The organism is Kitasatospora sp. HPM-01-4, assembly GCF_051374625.1.
Taxonomy (GTDB): Bacteria; Actinomycetota; Actinomycetes; order Streptomycetales; family Streptomycetaceae; genus Kitasatospora.
The window spans coordinates 1,538,263-1,556,426 of the sequence record NZ_JBPQGP010000005.1 but is presented as its reverse complement, the minus strand read 5'-3'; the positions used below and the strand labels follow the sequence as shown (position 1 = coordinate 1,556,426).

At 72.6% G+C, this 18,164-nt stretch carries 11 protein-coding genes and 1 pseudogene; 6 read left to right on the top strand and 6 right to left on the bottom strand.

Annotated features, from left to right (window positions below):
- Nucleotides 1-38 precede the first annotated feature (38 nt).
- From ACSMTC_RS06630 to ACSMTC_RS06615, 4 genes are all read right to left on the bottom strand, one after another.
- Entirely contained in the window at nt 39-1,295 is a 1,257-nt protein-coding gene (locus tag ACSMTC_RS06630) for an aspartate aminotransferase family protein (RefSeq protein ID WP_436558702.1), read from the bottom strand.
- Between the two features lie 141 nt (nt 1,296-1,436).
- Nucleotides 1,437-5,744, bottom strand: coding sequence for an SDR family oxidoreductase (locus tag ACSMTC_RS06625; RefSeq protein WP_436558701.1), 4,308 nt, complete (start codon nt 5,742-5,744; stop codon nt 1,437-1,439).
- Nucleotides 5,741-6,331, bottom strand: coding sequence for a DUF6309 family protein (locus ACSMTC_RS06620; RefSeq protein WP_436558700.1), 591 nt, complete (start codon nt 6,329-6,331; stop codon nt 5,741-5,743). Before ACSMTC_RS06620 ends, ACSMTC_RS06625 begins: the two co-directional genes overlap by 4 nt.
- Before the next feature lie 11 nt (nt 6,332-6,342).
- On the bottom strand, nt 6,343-7,140 hold the full coding sequence (locus ACSMTC_RS06615) for a phytanoyl-CoA dioxygenase family protein (protein ID WP_436558699.1): 798 nt from the start codon (nt 7,138-7,140) through the stop codon (nt 6,343-6,345).
- A 765-nt stretch (nt 7,141-7,905) separates the two neighbouring features.
- Here ACSMTC_RS06615 and ACSMTC_RS06610 point away from each other — a divergent pair.
- From ACSMTC_RS06610 to ACSMTC_RS06595, 4 genes are all read left to right on the top strand, one after another.
- The gene (locus ACSMTC_RS06610; RefSeq protein WP_436558698.1) at nt 7,906-8,877 is read left to right on the top strand and encodes an aldo/keto reductase; all 972 of its coding nucleotides are present in this window, start codon (nt 7,906-7,908) and stop codon (nt 8,875-8,877) included.
- Between the two features lie 108 nt (nt 8,878-8,985).
- Nucleotides 8,986-9,612: a C39 family peptidase gene (locus ACSMTC_RS06605; RefSeq protein ID WP_436558697.1), complete on the top strand. Its 627-nt coding sequence runs from the start codon at nt 8,986-8,988 to the stop codon at nt 9,610-9,612.
- 255 nt (nt 9,613-9,867) lie between these two features.
- Complete coding sequence (locus ACSMTC_RS06600; protein ID WP_436558696.1) at nt 9,868-10,902, top strand: glycosyltransferase; 1,035 nt, start codon at nt 9,868-9,870, stop codon at nt 10,900-10,902.
- Between the two features lie 274 nt (nt 10,903-11,176).
- Nucleotides 11,177-12,715 (top strand): ATP-dependent DNA ligase, encoded by a 1,539-nt coding sequence (locus ACSMTC_RS06595; protein ID WP_436558695.1) that lies wholly within the window; start codon nt 11,177-11,179, stop codon nt 12,713-12,715.
- A 272-nt stretch (nt 12,716-12,987) separates the two neighbouring features.
- Here the strand turns inward: ACSMTC_RS06595 and ACSMTC_RS06590 are convergent, their stop codons facing one another.
- Entirely contained in the window at nt 12,988-13,842 is an 855-nt protein-coding gene (locus ACSMTC_RS06590) for an SCO6745 family protein (RefSeq protein WP_436558694.1), read from the bottom strand.
- Between the two features lie 259 nt (nt 13,843-14,101).
- Here ACSMTC_RS06590 and rpe point away from each other — a divergent pair, with 259 nt between their 5' ends.
- Both rpe and ACSMTC_RS06580 read left to right on the top strand, forming a co-directional pair.
- Entirely contained in the window at nt 14,102-14,785 is a 684-nt protein-coding gene (gene rpe / locus ACSMTC_RS06585; RefSeq protein WP_436558693.1) for a ribulose-phosphate 3-epimerase, read from the top strand.
- A gap of 337 nt (nt 14,786-15,122) precedes the next feature.
- A complete protein-coding gene (locus ACSMTC_RS06580) occupies nt 15,123-16,082 on the top strand; it encodes a pirin family protein (protein WP_436558692.1) in 960 nt (319 codons plus the stop codon).
- Between the two features lie 1,064 nt (nt 16,083-17,146).
- On the opposite strand, the pseudogene ACSMTC_RS06575 reads toward ACSMTC_RS06580, so the two are convergent.
- Nucleotides 17,147-18,138, bottom strand: a pseudogene (locus ACSMTC_RS06575) (oxygenase MpaB family protein); the annotation flags it as partial.
- Nucleotides 18,139-18,164: the final 26 nt, after the last annotated feature.

The window sequence follows — 18,164 nt, the reverse complement described above, 5'->3', positions numbered from 1 at the left end:
CGCGGTGCTCACGCGGTCCCGGCGCTCAGGTCCCGTGCTCATGCGGTCGCCACGGACACGGCCTCGGACCACAGTGCCAGCGCCTCGTCGATCTGCCCGGCCGTGACGACCAGCGCCGGGATCATCCGGACGACGTTGAGGTGCGTCCCGCAGGTGAGCAGCAGCAGGCCGAGGTCGGCGGCCGCCTGCTGGGCGCGCCGGGCGGTGTCCGGGTCGGGGGAGCCGTCCGGACGGCAGAACTCGCTGCCCGCCATGAGCCCCAGTCCGCGCACGTCGGCGATGGCCGGGGCAGCGGCCGCCGCCTTCCGCAGTCCGTCGGTCAGGCGCAGGCCCTGCTCGGCGGCGTTCTCCACCAGGCGTTCGTCGCGGATGACGTCGAGCGTCGCGAGTGCGGCGGCGCACGCCACCGCGTTCCCGCCGTAGGTTCCGCCCTGTGAGCCGGGCCAGGCCTGCTCCATCAGCGCGGTCGGCGCCGCGATCGCGGAGAGCGGGAATCCGCTGGCCAGCCCCTTGGCCGTGACCAGGATGTCCGGCACGACCTCGCCATGGTGCCGGTGGGCCCAGAACCTCCCGGTCCGGCCGAACCCGGTCTGGACCTCGTCGAGCACCAGCAGGATCCCGTGGCGGTCCGCGCGTTCGCGCAGTCCGGCCAGGAAGCCCGGCGGGGCCGGTACGTAGCCGCCCTCGCCCAGGACCGGTTCGACGAACATCGCGGCGGTCTCGCCCGGTGCGCTGACCGTGGCGAGCACGTGGTCGAGACCGCGCAGCGCGTACTCCACGGCCTCCTCCTCGCTCATCCCGAGCCGGAACGCGTACGGGAACGGAGCCACCGCGACGCCGGGCATCAGCGGACCGACGCCGGCACGGTACCGCGTGCCCGCGGTGGTGAGGGCCGCCGCGCCCATGGTGCGCCCGTGGAAGGAACCGTCGAAAACGATCACGTTCTGCCGGCCGGTGGCGTGCCGGGCGAGCCGCACCGCGGCCTCCACCGCCTCACTGCCGGAGGCGACGTAGAACAGCGAGTCCAGGCCGGCCGGCAGCACCTCGCCGAGCCGCTCGGTGAGGGTGAGCAGGGGTTCGTGCAGCACGGTCGTGTACTGCCCGTGGACCAGCAGCCCGGCCTGCCGCCGGACCGCCTCGACCACGCGCGGGTGGCAGTGGCCCGTACTGGTCACCCCCACGCCGGAGGTGAAGTCGAGGTAGCGCCGTCCATCGGCGTCGAAGAGGTGGATCCCGTCGCCTCGGGTGGCGACGACTGGCGTGGCTTGCTTGAGCACCGGGGACAGCTGGGACACGGGGCCTACCCTCTGTTTGGCGGATCGGGCGGTTCTGCTGAGCGAGCGGTTCTGTTACACGACCGGATTTGCTGAGCGAGCGATCGAGAGGATCGATCCCCTCGGCGGACCGACGGACGGACCGACCGGTGGCCGCCCCGGTCAGGCCGTCCGGCCGGCGACCACGGCGGACGGGAGGAAACCGACGCCGGCCGCCCACGACAGGGCGGAGGACCACCACTGCGGGGTCGGCGCGGCGAAGCGCACCCCGAAGCGGTCGAGCACGGAGGTCGTGTAGGAGCTGTCGACGACGATGTTGCGCTCCTCCAGCTGGGACCAGACCGACGCCAGCCGGGCCGCGGTCGGATGGGTCCGTTCGGCGCGGGCCATGGCCCTGGCGAAGGTGTCCTCGTCCGTCAGCACGATCGGGTAGCCGTGGCCGACGAGCCACCCGACGAGCTCGTCGTGGGGCACCTCGTAGGGGGTCTCGACGTGGTACGCGCCGGGCGCCGAGTACGGATTCGTCGCGATCGCCGCGATCCCCGCGGCCACCGTGTCGACATGGGAGAACGCGAAGGCCGTCGCCGGCCGCCGCGGTGCCGCGCCGGCCAGCACGTAGCCGCGGACGAGCTGGTAGATCCGGTTGTCCCCGATGTTGCGCTGGAAGGCACCGGTACGGCTGTGCGCCGCGATGTGGCCGCTGCGGTGGACGTAGCACTGGCGGCCGGACGCCGCCCAGGCCCTGACGCTCTCCTCGGCACCGAACTTCGCCCGCTCGTAGGGAGTGCGGAAGCTCTGGCCGATCCACAGGTCCGCCTCGCCGAAGCGGCGGGGCGGCCCGTCGACGCCGCCGGCGACGGCGAGGGTCGAGACATGGTGGAAGCGGGCCGAGGGGGACTGGGAGTCGATCCACGCCAGCAGCCGTCGGACCGCGGCGTGGTTGGTCTCCTCCAGTTTGGCGGGCGAGGCCACCAGACGGACGTCCGCGGCGGCGTGGACGACGACGTGCGCGGCGCGGGCGCGGTCGAGGCCGGCCCGGGAGAGACCGAGGTCCTCCCGGTCGATGTCCCCGGCGACCACCTCGACGCCGCCGCCTCCGATGCCGCCGCTTCCGACGCCCTCGCCTCCGATGCCCTCGCCTTCGAAACCGAGCCGCCGGGCGGCGTCGGCGTCGTGCTCTCCGCGCACCAGGCAGGTGACCCGCGCGCCCCGTTTGACGAACTCGGTGAGCAGGTGCCTGCCCAGGTAGCCGGTGGCTCCGGTGAGCAGCACCCGGGTGGGTTCGAGCACCGTCCAGCGGCCGCCGCCCCGCGGCACCCGGGTTCCGGGGTGCAGCAACTGACCGGAGGTCGACACCGGCGTCCTGACGGGTACGGGGGCCGTGGCCCCGGCCGTGGCCGCCACGGCGTCGGCGAAGGCGGCGACGATGCCGTCCGCACCGGCGTGGGACAGCCTCGGCCACGCGTACACCAGATCGGTGACCAGCCGGTCCTCGACGATGCGGGCGGTCAGCCGGAGCAGGTAGAGCGGGTCGCCGCCGGTGCACCGGGCCGCTCCGGCCTGCTCGGCGGCGACGGTCCAGCCCAGCGACGGTTCGTCGGGCAGCCGGAACGTGCCGAGGAAGTTGAACCCGGTCTCGGGGCGAGGGCCCGCGGTGTCCATCGGCAGCTCGGGTGCCTCGCGGACGCGGCGCCCGACCTCGTGCACGCGTTCGGCCACCGCGGCCCGATCCGTCCGGCAGACGCCGCCGGGGGTGTCGAGGGCCACCCACTTCACGGCCGTGAACCAGCCGACGGTGTCCAGGTAGTCGCCGCCCTCACCGGCGACGTCGCGGCCGTGGGTCTCGACCTCCACCCCGAGCCGGGACTGACCGCTCCAGCCCGACACGGCGTCGGCGAACGCCGACAGCAGGACCGCCTCAAGGCCCTGCCCCCGTCCGTACCGCGCGACCAGCCGGCTGGTCGCGCGCTCGTCGAGGGCCCAGCTGACGGCCGAGGGTTCGGTGGAGCCGGCCGCCTCCTCCACGGGAAGGCGCGGTGCGGGCGGCCCGGGAACGGCGGGCGCCGGCGGCGTCTCGGCGGCCCACCGGTAGAAGTCGGCCGTCGGCGGAAGGCCGGCCCGCTGCCCGGACAGCGCCGCCCGGTAGGCACGGGCGAGGTCGTCGAGCAGGATCCGCCAGGAGAGCCCGTCGACGGCCAGGTGGTGCACGACCACCGCCAGCCGGTCGTCGACACCGGACGGGCCGGTGAACAGATGGACCCGGATCAGACGGCCCGCCACCGGGTCGAGGCTGCGGTGCAGTTCGGTGCAGACCCCGCTGACGGTCTCCGCCAGCGGGCCCGCCGCCCGCGGGAGCGAGGAGAAGCTCACCGCGTCCACACGGTCCGCGGGCCGCGGGTCGCCGGGACCGTCCGGGGTGACGGGCTGTCGCAGGGCCGGATGGCGCCGGAGCACGTCCTCGACGGCCGCCGAGAGAGCCGTGGCGTCGACGGCCGCCCGGCAGCGCAGGACGACGGACTGGTTCCAGTGCCGAGGATCGTCGAGCGGCTGCCGGAACAGCCACCGCTGAGCCGGTGCCAGCCGTCGGCCCCGGCCCCGGCCGGACGCGGCGCGCGGTGGCGCACCCTCCCCGACCGGAACGGCGACGGCGGCCAGCAGGGTCGGGGTCGGATGCCGGTAGAACTCCTCGAACGCGACGCGGAACCCGGCCCGGCGCAGCAGCGCGACGGTGCGCATGGCGAGGATCGAGTCCCCGCCGAGGCCCAGCACATCGGCGTGCGGACCGACGGAGGGCAGGCCGAGCGCACCCGCCCAGAGCTCGGCTATGGAACGGGCCAGCGCGTCACGGCCCTCCTGCGGCAAGGCGGCGGGCCCGGTCGCGGCTCCAGCGTCGCCGGGGCCGCGGACGGAATCAGCGGCCCGCTGCGCCCTGGCCTCGATGATCTCGCTCACCAGCGAGGCCAGGCGCTCGCGGTCGAGCTTCCCGTTCGGGCCGATCGGGAACTCGGGCAGGACGAGGATCGGTTGCGGGACGGAGTACCCGGGGAGCCGGTCGTGCAGATGGGTGCGGAGGCCGTCGACCGCCGGGCGCTCGGGGTACCCGTCCGCCGGCCGTACGGCGGCCACCAGCTGGTTGCCCGCGGGGGTGTCCCGCACGATCACCGCGGACCGGCCGATGCCGGGGTAGTCCTCGATGGCCCGCTCGATCTCGGCGGGATCCACCCTGAAGCCCCTGACCTTGACCTGGCGGTCGGAGCGGCCGAGGAAGACGAGGTTCCCGTCCGGCCGGCGGCGGCACACATCGCCCGTCCGGTACAGCAGCTCGCCCCCGTACCGGGTGAAGCTGCGCGCGGTCTCGGCGGGCCGGCCGTAGTAGCCGGCGCTCACGCCCCTTCCGCCGATGAGGAGTTCACCCTCGGAGTCGTCGGCCACCGGCCGTCCGGCGCCGTCCAGCAGTCTGAGGTCGACCTCGCCGATCGCGGTGCCGATGGGGACGGTCGCCTCGTCCGCGGGCAGGTCGTCCGCAGCGGAGGCGAGGAAGCAGGTGGCGCCGACCGTGGTCTCCGTCGGGCCGTAGTGGTTGGCCACCCGGGCCGTGACACCCTCGTCGAGCAGGCGGGCGGCGAACGCGCGCGGCAGCGCCTCCCCGCCCAGGAGCACGGTGTGCAGGGCGGGGCTGTGGCCGGGGCGGCCCTCCAGCAGCGCCATCAGGTGCGAGGGCGTCGTCTTCAGCACCGACACGCCGGCGCCGCGCAGCGATGCCCAGAAGGCCGCCGGGTCGCGCACCTCGTCGTCCGGCACGACGTGCACCGAACCCCCGGTCGCGAGGGCCAGCAGCCAGGAGGTGTGGCCGAGGTCGGCGGCCAGCGTGGTGACGTGGGCGACGCACGGGGCCTGGCCGTCGGTGAGTCCGAGCCGCCATCGCAGGGCGCTCGCGTAGTGCACCGCGTTGGCGTGGGTGACGGCCACGGCCTTCGGCTCCCCGCTGGAACCCGAGGTGAACGAGAGGTAGGCCAGGTCGGTGTCCGGGCCGAGGACCGGGACGGGCTGCTCGGGCAGACCGGCCGCGGCGAGTGCGTCGATGTCGAACACCTCGGTGCGGTAGGGCTCCGGTGCCGGGGCGGTCGCCTCCGTGCTCAGCACGCCGCGGACCTCGACGGCGTCGAGCCGCCTGCGCAGATCGGGCCGGGACCAGTTCGGGTCGGCCACCACCGCGGCGGCGCCCGACCGCAGGACACCGTGCAGCAGCGCGAACATCCGGGCGTCCCTGGGCCCGAGCAGGGCCACCCGGTCGTCCCGGCCGATGCCGAGGTCGCGCAGGCGGCCCGCGATGTGGCCGGCCACGGTGTCGAGGGTGCGGTAGTCGAACGAGCGGACCCGGTCGGTCAGGGCGGTCCGGTGCGGGTGGAGGCGGGCGTCGCGTAACAGGAGATCGGTCAGCGAGTAGGTGGACCGCATCGCACTCGTCACGTCTGCTCGTCTCCGGTTCGTCCGTGCAGTGTCATGGTGTTCGATCCGCTTCCGGCCGTGAGCGGGGCGGGGAGGTCGCCGGCGACGAACGCGGTGAGCCGCTGCTCGCGGGGCAGGCGCCCGGCCAGTTCCCAGGCGAGCATGCGGTGCAGGCCGTCGAGGTGGATGAGACCGTCCCTGACCCGCAGGTCCGAGTAGTCGGGGTGCGGCACCGGCCGGGTGCTGAGGTAGACGGGGGTGAGCGGGGACCGTTCCAGCAGTTCGAGTTTGGCCGCGCAGACCGGGTTGGCCTCGGCCCACCGCGCCCCGCCCGAGCGGATGCGCTCGGCGGCCTCGGCCACCGTCAGCCCGGACCGGGGGACGAGTTCGAGCCTGCCGCCCTCGCTGAGGTGCCAGGGCAGGACGACGCCGAGGACCTCCGCCCGCGACAGCCGGACCCGCCACCAGCTGCCGAGCAGCCGATCGGCCCGCTGGAGGTTCTCCTCGCCGTCCTGGTTGCTGTTCGCCTCGTGGGTCCGGCTCACCGGGTGGTCCCGCAGGTAGACCTCCCGGACGTGGGTGAACGCGACCGGCTCGACAACTTCCACAGTGATGCCCCTCACGCGGTTCCGGTGTACTCGGTGAAGTGTCGCTCGGCGAACAGCTCCGGCCACCGACCGTCGTCCAGGTCGAGCTCCCGTGCCCGGGTGAGCATCTGACGCCAGAACGGTTTGACGGGACGCCAGCGCGCTCCCACCTGGCAGTAGGACGCGTCGACGAAGTAGCGGGGACGGCCGGGACCGCCCGGGGCGGGCCTGCGGGTGTGGAACAGTGCGGAGTTGAGCAGCACGGTCGTGCCGGCCGGCAGCCGGTCGATGACCACTTCGCCCGGCAGTTCGGCGGTACCGAGGTGGACGAGCGCGGTCTTGCCGACGGACCGGCGGTGGGAGCCCGGCAGCACCGCGAGACTCCCGACCGTCCGGTCGAGGCCGCCGAGGTAGTGCAGTGCGTGGACCATCAGCAGCGAGGGATCCGCGCGGTCGTTGGGCTCGCAGTCGTGGTGCCAGGGCTTGCCCGGGATGCCGGGGTTCTGCCGGTCGCTGTGCAGGTGGTGGAAGACGAACGAGGGGCCCATGAGCTCGGCGAGCGCGCGCATCAGCGGGCGGTGGGCGAGGAGTTCGCCGTGCGCCGGCAGCTCCAGTTCCAGCACCGGTGGCGGGCCGTGGGTGGCCGGGTCGGCGCAGGCGGCGATCGAGCGGGCGCGCAGGCCCTCGTCCACCCAGCGGTCCACCTCGGGGACGAGCCGGTGCCGGAGCGCCTCCGGCAGGAGACCGGGTAGGACCAGGTATCCCGACTCCGCGAACTGCTGCCGCCCGGCGGCGTCGAGGACCTCGGGACCTTCAAGAGACAGCGGCACTGAAGCGATCCACCCCCTTCCACACGACGGTGACGCGTCGGCCGTCACAGACTTCAGGTGATCCAATCGCCACGGACTGACACGGAGTGATCACATCCGGTCATATTCTCGTTGGAGTCTGAGTGACGGGATCGGGCCTCACAAGACCTGCGGTGACCGTGTGGTCACGTTCAGGCCATCCGGCTCTCCAGCCCCACCCCTTCGTGCGCGCACCGGCTCCCGCGCCGGGCGTCCCGCCGTTCTCGACGGCGTCCGCGCAGGCCGCGGACGGCTTCTCCGGATAGTGGACGCGGTTGCTTCGGAATCGGACGGGAAGGCGGTGGTGCGTATCCGGAGCTTCCGTCCGATGTCCCGGTATCTCGGACATCGGCCTGTGACGGCCCGGGGGAACGGAAGTTCGACGTCGGGTGAAATCCGACCGCTGAAGAGCGGATAGGCGGGCTTCCCGCGGCATGGACGCCTGATCCTTCCGGTCTCCGGCGGCCTCGGGCGGGGGCGGGTGGCCCGGGTCGCGGACTGGGCCGAGATCCGACGGTCGCACCGCGTTCGGCATATGCCGTTCCGGGTGATCGCCGCCTGCCGGGCCGCCGGGGGGCACAGTCGAAGGGCGCCGGGCGGCCGTCGGCCGTCGCTCCGGTCGGAGGACGCCGTCGGCCGCATCCGCCCCGCTGGCGGCATGTCAACTCTCGTCGTACGAAAGGGAGTCCATTCGCACGGGCTGTCCGGTGCTGGACAAACCGGCCGGTACGGGCGGAGGGTTGCGGAATGAAGTTCACCCATCTCGGCCGCACCGGCCTCACCGTCTCCCGTCTCTGCCTGGGCACCATGAACTTCGGCCCGCACACCGAGGAGACCGAAGCCCACACGATCATGGACACCGCCCACGAGCTGGGCATCAACTTCTTCGACACCGCGAACGTCTACGGCTGGGGTGAGAACAAGGGCCGCACCGAGACCATCATCGGCAACTGGTTCGCCAAGGGCGGCGGCCGCCGGGAGAAGACCGTGCTCGCCACCAAGCTCTACGGCGACATGGGGGAGTGGCCCAACGAGGGCAAGCTCTCGGCCCTCAACATCCGCCGCGCGGTGGACGCCAGCCTCCGGCGGCTGCAGACCGACCACATCGACCTCTACCAGATGCACCACATCGACCGGGCCGCGCCCTGGGACGAGATCTGGCAGGCCATGGAGGTCCTGGTCGCCCAGGGCAAGATCATCTACGTCGGCTCCAGCAACTTCGCGGGCTGGCACATCGCCCAGGCCCAGGAGGCCGCCAGGGCCCGCCACTTCCTCGGCCTGACCAGCGAGCAGTCCATCTACAACCTGATGGAGCGCACCGTCGAGCTGGAGGTCGTCCCGGCCGTCGAGCACTACGGACTCGGACTGATCCCCTGGTCGCCGCTGCACGGCGGACTGCTCGGCGGGGTCCTGCGCAAGGAGCGCGAGGGCGTCCGGCGGCTCAGTGAGCACTCGGAGCAGCGGTTGGAGGGCAGGCGCGAGCAGCTGGCGGCGTACGAGGACCTCGCCGCCGAACTCGGCCACGAGCCGGGCGACGTCGCCCTCGCCTGGCTGCTCACCCGCCCGGCCGTCACCGCTCCCATCGTCGGCCCGCGCACCCTGGACCAACTGCACGCCTCCGTCCGGTCGCTGGACCTGACGCTGGAGCAGAAGACCCTGGACCGGCTGGACGAGATCTTCCCCGGCCGCCGCACGGCCCCCGAGGACTACGCCTGGTAGGCGGATCGGACCGCGCCGGACCGGCAGGGCCCCCGGCCCGGGCCCGCCCGGCGCGCCCGCCGTCCCGTTGAGGGGCGGCGGGCACGTCCGTGCGCCACAATCTGGTCCGTGAAGTCGATCATCCACCAGGTGCCGTACCACTCCCAGTGGGAGTCCGCCGACCTCGTCCCCGACATCCTGGACGGGACGCTGCCCGCCTCCGACGACCCGCTCTGGGAGCGCTCGGGCGCCGCGACCCCGGAGGAGTACGAGTACTGGTCCTGGCGGCTGTGCGGGATGGCCTGCCTGCGGATGGCGCTCGACTTCTGGTGGGGCGTCAGCCCCGCGCCGGTCACCCTGGCCGAGGAGTGCATGGCGGCGGGCGCGTACGTCCGGCACCCGGACGGCCGGCTCGACGGGCTGATCCACGCCCCCTTCGCGGCGTACGTACACCAGCGGTGGGGCCTGGCGGCCGAGGCCCGATCACCGCTGCCCGCCGAGGAGTTGCCGGCCCTGCTGGCGGCCGGGCGGCTCGCCGTGATCTCCGTGCACCCGTCCATCCGCACTCTCGATCCACAACCGCCGCGCACCGGCGGCCACTTGGTGCTGGCCGTCGGCGCGAACCGGGACGAGCTGCTCATCCACAACCCCTCCGGATTCCCCGACGGCTCGCAGAGCTTCGCCCGGGTGCCGTGGGGCGACCTCGGACGCTTCTACGCGGAGCGGGGGATCGTGCTCGGTCCGTATACGGCCTGACGGGCGTCGGCCGTGTTCGCCGGTGCCACTGCAGTGCCGCCGTATTTCAGACGATCTGACGTCCGATAGGAATGTGAATATTCATCGGACTATTCACCCCGAGTCGAGACGACACGTGTTAAGCGACGGAGAGCGAATTCCGTCGAACTACCATCGGGAGCCCCCGCCGTGCCCCAATCCGGAGACCGCAGATCGAGAGGCACCCCCGTGGTAGAGCAAAGTTCCCCCAGGCCGAAGCCGACCCTCTGTCTCTGCATGATCGTCAAGGATGAGGCGAAGGTCATCGAGCGCTGCCTCGCCTCCGTGCGCGGCCTCATCGACACCTGGGTGATCTCCGACACCGGATCGACCGACGGCACACAGGACCTGATCCGCCGTGCGCTCGAAGGAATCCCCGGTGAGCTGCACCAGGAGCCCTGGGTGAACTTCGGGCGGAACCGTACGCTGAACATCGAACACGCCCGGGGCAAGGCCGACTACCTGCTGCTCATCGACGCCGACATGGTGGTGCGGCAGCACGGAGCACTGCCCGCGCTCACCGCCGACTCGTACATGCTGCGGCACACCGCCGACCTGGAGTACCGGATCAAGCGGCTGGTCAGGGGTGACATGGCCTGGCGCTACGAGGGCGCGACGCACGAGTACCTGACCACCGACCAGCAGGACCGGGTGCTCAACCTCGACGAGCTGGTGATCGAGCACTTCGCCGACGGCGGCTCGCGTTCGGACAAGTTCGAGCGGGACGCCCGGCTGCTGAGCGAGGACCTCCGGCGCGACCCGGGCAATCCGCGCACGGTCTTCTACCTCGCCCAGACCATGCGGGACATGGGCCGGACCAAGGAGGCCATCGAGTTCTACCAGCGGCGGGCCGGCATGGGCGGCTGGGTCGAAGAGGTCTACTACGCGCTGCTCCAGGTCGGGGTGCTGAAAGCCGGCACGGGCGACTGGCCCGGGGCGATGGACGCCTTCCTGCACGCGTGGGAGACCCGGCCGGAACGCATGGAGGCCTGCTACGAACTCTCCTCGCGGCTGCGCCGGATGGGCCGCTACCAGGCCGCACACGTCTTCGCCCGGGCCGGGGTCGACCGCCGGATGCCCGACGACTGGCTGTTCACCCAGCCCTGGGTGTACGGCTGGGGAATGCTGTTCGAGTACTCCATCACCGCGTACTGGGTCGGCGACCGGAAAGGCTCGATGGAGGCCTGCGACCGGCTGCTCGCGATGCCCGACCTGCCGAATTCCTATCGCGAACAGACCGTCCGCAACCGCGAGTTCGCGGTGACCGGGTGAGCAGGCCGGCCGGCTGGCCGGAACGGCGATCGTCCGGCGGGAACGCCGACCGCTGAGTGCGGCCGGCCGTCCGGCGGGACGCCGGCCGGAGTCGAAGCCCGCGGACCAGCGGACCAGCGGACCTGCGGACCTGCGGACCTGCGGACCTGCGGACCTGCGAACCTGCGGACCAGCGGACCAGCGGACCAGCGGACCGGCCGGCCCGTCCGGAACGAGGCCCGCCGGCCAGGGGGGAACACCCGACAGCCGCCACCGGTGCCCCGGAGGGTCCGCCATGCTGCTCCAATGCCTCGCCGCCACCTCGCGCGACACCGCCGCCGAGTCCGGCCGCAACGCCAAGATCACACTGCTCGCGGACCGGCTGCGCGAACTCGGCCCGGAGGAGATCCCGGCCGCCGTCGCGCTGCTCTCCGGCGAGTCCCGCCGGATGCGGATCGGCGTCGGGTACGCGGGGTTGCGTGACCTGCCGCCCCCGGCCGAGTCCGCCACGCTCGGCGTCCGCGAGACCGAGGAGGCGCTCACCGCCGTCGCGGCCGTCCATGGCAAGGGTGCCCAGGGCCGGCGGGCCCGGCTGCTGGCCGAGCTGTTCGCCCGGGCGACGGCGGAGGAGCAGGAGTTCCTGCGGGCGGTGCTGGTGGGGGAGTTGCGGCAGGGGGCGCTCGACGCGGTGCTCGGCGACGCCGTCGCCAAGGCCGCCGAGGTGCCCGCGGCCGCCGTGCGCCGCGCCCTGATGTTCCGGGGTTCCGCCCGGGCGGTCGCCGCCGCCGCACTCTCCGGCGGTGCCCCCGCACTGCACGCCTTCGGGCTCCGACTCGGCCGCCCGGTACGGCCGATGCTGGCCGCCTCCGCGCCGGACGTCGGCGCCGCGCTGGAGCGGATCAGCCCCGCCGCACTGGAGTGGAAGCTGGACGGGATCAGGGTCCAGGTGCACCGCGAGGGAGAGCGGATCTCGGTCTTCACCCGCAGCCTCGACGAGATCACCGCCCGGGTCCCCGAAGTGGTCGAGGCGGCAGGCGCGTTGGCGGTCGGCTCGGCCGTGCTGGACGGTGAGGCGATCGCGCTCGGCCCCGACGATCGCCCCCGCCCGTTCCAGGTGACCGCCGCCCGCACCGCCTCCCGGCAGGACCCGGCCCGGCTGCGTGCCGAAGTCCCGCTCCGGGTCTTCTTCTTCGACCTGCTGCACCTGGACGGCCGGGACCTGATCGACCGCCCGGCCGAGCAGCGCTGGGCCGAACTCGCCCGCGTGGTACCCGAGTACCTGCGGGTACCGCGCACGGTGACCGGCGAGAGCGAGCGGGCGGCCGCGTTCTTCCGCGACGCCCTGGCGCACGGGCACGAGGGCGTGATGGTCAAGGACCCCACCGCGCCGTACGCGGCCGGGCGGCGCGGCGCGGGCTGGATCAAGGTCAAGCCCCGGCACACCCTGGACCTGGTCGTGACGGCCGCCGAGTGGGGAAGCGGCCGCCGCCGGGGCTACCTCAGCAACCTCCATCTCGCCGCCCGCAACGACGGCGAGGCCGGTCTCGAACCGTGGGTCATGCTCGGCAAGACCTTCAAGGGCCTCACGGACGAGCTGCTCGCCTGGCAGACCGGACAGTTCCTGGCCCGCGAGGTCTCCCGGGACTCCCACACCGTGTACGTCCGCCCCGAACTCGTGGTGGAGATCGCCTTCGACGGTCTGCAGCGCAGTCCCCGCTACCCGGCCGGCCTCGCGCTGCGCTTCGCCCGGGTCCTGCGCTACCGGGAGGACAAACCGGCCGCGGAGGCGGACACCATCGGCACCGTGCGCGGACTCGCGGCCGAGGGGCTCTGACAGGCCCCCGGGCGGGGAGGGCACCGGTGGGTACACGCCCCCGTACGGCCATCCAAGTGCGCGAAGCGGACCGTACCGTGCCGCACCCTCCGCGCGAGCCTCGCCGCACCGCACCGCCTCCGCAGGGGCACCCGGGGAAGCGGCCCACCAGGCCCGCCTGACCTCGGCCGCCTGGCCGCGGCTCGCTGGTCCCGGCCGCCTGACCGCAGCCGGCTGCCGTGACGCGCGAGCGGTCGGCCGAGCGGGCCCGAGCGCCTGATCGGCCGCCCCGGTCAGCTGCCGGTGGGCAGGCCGATCGGGTTGAACTGGGGGAGTTCGGCGCGGCAGGCGGTGGAGATGGGCCGGAGGGCGGCGGCGAGTTCGTCCAGCTGGGCGCGGTGGAAGCCGGACCAGACGCGGGCGGCGGCCAGGTCGGTGGCGGCCTCCAGGGCCTGGTGGCGCCGGCGGCCGTCGGCGGAGATGGTGCCGTCCGGGTTGAGCCAACCGCGGCCGGTCAGGCGGGCGGTGGCGGCGTCCCACTCCTCGTCGGTCCAGCCCCGCATCGGCTGGATCACCTCGCGGCGCACATCCAGCGCACAGCGCACCACCAGTGCTTCACAGCCGTCGAGCCCCTCGGTCACCAGGGCCGCGACATGCCCGTCGCCCCGGTGCTCGCGCAACACGGTGGTGGCGTGCCAGAGCCGGGCCAACCGGCCCTCGGGGCGGGGCAGTGCGGCGTTCGCGGCGGCCAGCACGCGCCCACAACAGTCCAGGCCGTCCACCGCACGCTCCAGCAGCTGCACCGAACGATCGATCAGGTCCGGCTTCACGGTGGCCAGTACCCGCTCCAGCGCGGCCGTCGCCCCCGCCACCCGGGCCTGCAGCGCGGCCTCGGGAGTGGCGCGCCGCCAGACGTCCGGCAGTGCCCGCTCGACCATCCCCGGCGCGAAGCTGAAGAAGGCGGCGACCACGGGGGCGGCATCCACGGGCCCCAGCGGGGCGGACCGTCCGGCGAAGTAGCCGCGCCAACCGCCGTGCAGCCCCGCCGTCTCGTACGCCGCCCGCCCCTCGGGCGAGAAGTAGGTGAGCGCGTGCACGGGCTCGAAGAGCCACCACAGAGCACGTGCGGGATGCACCGGCTCGGACATCGGGACACCTCTCTCGGAGCGGGCCACGGTCGCGTGCTGCGAGCGGGCCGCGGGAAGGTCTTGCAGACGGGCTACGGGCGGGTCGTGCAGACGGGCTACCGCGAAGGCAGGGCACAGCGTACGAGATGCCGGACCCGGATCGTTGTGATGCAGGTCACGCGCCTGGTTATCGATGCGCTCCGGGCCGGCCTCAGGAGGGATGATGGACCTCAAGGTGGCCTCTCCCGCCGCCCGCACCGAGTTGTGAAGGTACCCGGAAATGGCGCAGATCAACCCCAGCATCCTGTCCGCCGACTTCGCCCGTCTCGCCCAGGAGGCCGAGGCGGTCCGAGGTGCGGACTGGCTCCACGTGGACGTCATGGACAACCACTTCGTCCCCAACCTCACGCTGGGCGTGCCGGTGGTCGAGTCGCTGGCCCGGGCCACCGACATCCCGCTCGACTGCCACCTGATGATCGAGCAGGCCGACCGCTGGGCCCCCCAGTACGTGGAGGCGGGCGCCGGTTCGGTGACCTTCCACGCCGAGGCCGCCGCCGCGCCCGTCCGCCTCGCCCGCGAGATCCGGGCCAAGGGCGCCCGCGCCTCGATGGCCCTCAGGCCGGCCACCCCGATCGAGCCCTACGAGGACCTGCTGCCCGAGCTCGACATGGTGCTGATCATGACGGTGGAGCCGGGCTTCGGCGGCCAGGCGTTCCTGGACATCATGCTCCCCAAGATCCGCCGCACCCGTGAGCTGATCGACAAGCACGGTCTGGACCTCTGGCTCCAGGTCGACGGCGGCGTCTCCGCCACCACCATCGAGCGCTGCGCCGAGGCCGGCGCCGACGTCTTCGTGGCCGGCTCGGCGGTGTACGGCGCGGCCGACCCGGCCGAGGCCGTCCGCGCGCTGCGCGCCCAGGCGGAGGCGGCCACCGCCACCGCGCCGTGGGCCTGCGCCCACTGACCTACGCAGTTCCTACGGGCCCCGTCGGCAGATGTCGGCGGGGCCTCGGCGGTTCGGGCGATTCGGGTGATTCGGGCGAGTCGGGCGAGTCGGTGGAGCGGGGGAGGGCTCGGGTTGGCAGGGGGACGGCCGGGCAGCCCGTCCGTTCGGGGTCGGTCCGGCGCCGGGTGAAGTCTCCGCCACGGCCGTATCCGTGGAGTGGGCGGCGCCGTCGGGCACGGCTGACGCTTCGTGAGCCGTACGGTGTGAATCGGCACTGCCGGTCGGTGCGGGCGCCGGTCCTGCCTGCCGCTACTGCCGGGTTCCCGCCGCCAGCCCCGCCAGCCCTGGAGCGCGAATGAGCAACCTCGATCTCAAGCCCACCCCGACTCCGTGCGGCGGAGAGGCCGACACCGGGCCGGTGAAGGAACTGCTGACCGGCCGCCAGGTGAAGCTGGGCGAGTCCACGCAGGTACGACGGCTGCTGCCGAACCTCGGCCGACGGATGGTCGGGGCCTGGTGCTTCGTCGACCACTACGGTCCGGACGACATCGCCGACGAGCCCGGCATGCAGGTGCCCCCGCACCCGCACATGGGCCTGCAGACGGTCAGTTGGCTGCACGAGGGCGAGGTGCTGCACCGCGACAGCCTCGGCAGCCTGCAGACGGTACGGCCCTTCGAGCTCGGCCTGATGACCTCCGGCCGGGCCATCTCCCACTCGGAGGAGTCCCCGCGCGAGCACGCCCGTCTCCTCCACGGCGCCCAGCTCTGGGTGGCCCTCCCTGACGAACACCGGTACACCGCCCCCGCGTTCGAGCACCACACCGACCTCCCGAAGCTCACCGCGGCAGGCCTCGATGCCACCGTCATCCTCGGCTCCCTGGACGGCGCGACCTCGCCCGGCCGTACCTACACCTCCCTGGTGGGCGCCGATCTCGCCCTGCGCGACGGCGCCAGTCACCGGCTCCCGCTGGACCCGGGCTTCGAGTACGCGGTCCTCGCGGTGACCGGCAGCGTGGACGTGCACGGTGTCCGGATCGAGCCCAACTCGATGCTCTACCTCGGCTGCGGCCGCAGCGAACTCCCGCTGCTGGCCCGGACGGACAGCTCGGTCCTACTGCTCGGCGGCGAGCCGTTCGAGGAGCGGATCGTGATGTGGTGGAACTTCATCGGCCGATCCAGTGAGGAGATCGTACAGGCGCGGGAGGACTGGGAGAAGGGGGTCCGCTTCGGGGAGGTGCATGGGTACAACGGGGAGCGGCTGCCCGCTCCGGCGCTACCGTCGACACCACTGAAGCCCCGTGGAAATGCGCGCTGACCTGGCAAAACGCCGCATTCGCCGGGTGCGCCGGCGCGACACCTGACCGGCGGGGGCAACGGGTATCCAGGCCGACAGAGACAGCGAATGGAGCTCCGCAACGGGTCAGCGGACAGTCCCACTGAAAGCTGAATCATTCTCGGGTTTACGCGCGTATAACAGGGTCTACTCGTACTGATGCTGACTTTTTGCTGACTTTTCTGACGGTTGGTCAGGTTATTGGTCTAGTCCTCTAGGCTGGCCGCCAGTGGCAAACCGAGTGGTCAGGGCGGAGCGCCATCCGCGCTTAGGGGCTGGCTTGCGCCACCCCCTAAGTGCGGCGAGGCCGGCTGCCGGCAGCATCCAGGGACTCACCGAACGCCTGCGCCGCGGGCCTCATTCCCGCCCAGGCCACGCCACAGCCGAGCGAGGCGAGCATCAGCCGCTGGCACAGGCCGGTGCCGGTGGAAAACCACCGGCACCGCTCTGTCGTCCATGCGGGCTACCCCAGCCGGTCATCTCGGTCGTCAACCGCAGATCGGCGACCCGCCGGAGCGTATCAATTCGTTGGCTCCCCTGTAGATTCGCCGGCGGTGACAGAACGTGCACCTGCGTCCCGACGAGCCACGGTTTCCCGTACAGAGAAGATCACGCTTCGACCGTCGTTCTATCGAGCGGCTCTTCGGCGCCGGGCGGTCGTCGCAGCGAAGCCCTCACCGTCGACGATGACGACGCCGACCTCGACAAGTACTCCTTGGGCAGCGTTGGTGTTCGAGCCGGTGATCGCCCGCGCCATCAGATTGCGCCGCAGCTACACTTCCCACCGCTGCGGTATGCGCAGGTACAGCCGCAGCCGGGCCAGCCGCTCCTCGGCCTCCGCGAGGACGGCTTGATAGATGTCCTGCGGCATCGGCAGACCATGGAGCATGGATGGGGGACTTCATGACGGTAGAACAGGCAGCCTCGTAGGTCCGTGCTGCGGTCCTGTAGGCGCCTACACAGCGGCCAGGACAGCACGGCCAACACGCGCCTCCCAGTGCTTTCTCTGGGGCGCAATGCCGAGAATCCGGCTTCCGTTGGGCGGGTCAGCTTTGGGGGCCGCTTGCCGCCGGCTCGTGCCGGGAGAGGGTGGGGGCGGGCGGGGCCCAACGGTGGGGGTGCGGGACGGTGTGGGAGACGCCGCAGTCGGGTTTGAGGTGTTCGGGGATGGCGTAGTGCATCACGCGGCCGTGGGTGAGGGAGCTGAGTTCGAAGCGGGTAACCAGGGAACCCAGGGCGTCCAGGGCCCAGGTCGCGAGTGGGGAGCGGTCTTCGAGGGTCTCCAGGGCTCCGAGGAGGGCAGGGGCCGCGTTGACGAGGGTGTCCCAGGAGGTGCGGGGGACTTTGAGCCAGTCGGCGCAGGTGTCGCCGATGAGGTAGCGGATCAGTGCGCCGACGAGCGGGTCGAGCAGGGTGCCGGGGACGACCTGCTCGTACATCTCGATCAACTGCCCGGTGAGGTGGGCGCCTTCGTCGCTGGGGCCGAGGTGGCGGGCCAGATAGAGGTCGAGGAAGCTGCGGGCGCTCTCGAGGTCGGTGGGGGCGTGGGTCTGGTCGACGCCGAGCATGGCCCCGACCACGCGCCAGGCGTAGAAGTAGGCCTCGGCGCCGTCGGTGGTCATGTGGATGTTCAGGCGGTGCAGGCTGTCGAGCACGAGCAGGGAGAACAGCATCTGCCCGCCGATCATGTCCTCCTGGCAGATCGGTGTGCCCAGCCCTGCGGTGTCCCACCGGTCCGCGCGCCGCAGGTGGTGGCGGATGGAGGCGTGCAGCAGGCGGATCTTCTGGGCGGCGGGGACGAACCGGCCGCCGTTCTCGAAGGCGTCGGGTTGCATCAGGTAGACGGTGAACTGGCCGTCTCGGCCATGCGCCGGGAGGGGTACTCGAGGGAGTGGGCGGCGCTGAGCAGCCTGGCGACGTGCGGGACGGCGTAGCAGGCGGGCATGGCGGCGAAGGACAGGGCGGTGGAGATGTGCATGTTGTTGTGGAGGAAGAACAGCCGGGCTTTCTCCATCTCGCCCCAGTCGACCCAGTCCGGTGCCGTGCCGATACGGCTCTCGCTCC

Bases quoted from the DNA above. Each gene is read 5' to 3' on its own strand.
- ACSMTC_RS06610 (WP_436558698.1), top strand. From the start codon at position 7,906: ATGAAGTTCACCCATCTCGGCCGCACCGGCCTCACCGTCTCCCGTCTC.
- ACSMTC_RS06600 (WP_436558696.1), top strand. From the start codon at position 9,868: ATGATCGTCAAGGATGAGGCGAAGGTCATCGAGCGCTGCCTCGCCTCC.
- ACSMTC_RS06595 (WP_436558695.1), top strand. From the start codon at position 11,177: ATGCTGCTCCAATGCCTCGCCGCCACCTCGCGCGACACCGCCGCCGAG.
- ACSMTC_RS06590 (WP_436558694.1), bottom strand. From the start codon at position 13,842: ATGTCCGAGCCGGTGCATCCCGCACGTGCTCTGTGGTGGCTCTTCGAG.
- rpe (WP_436558693.1), top strand. From the start codon at position 14,102: ATGGCGCAGATCAACCCCAGCATCCTGTCCGCCGACTTCGCCCGTCTC.
- ACSMTC_RS06580 (WP_436558692.1), top strand. From the start codon at position 15,123: ATGAGCAACCTCGATCTCAAGCCCACCCCGACTCCGTGCGGCGGAGAG.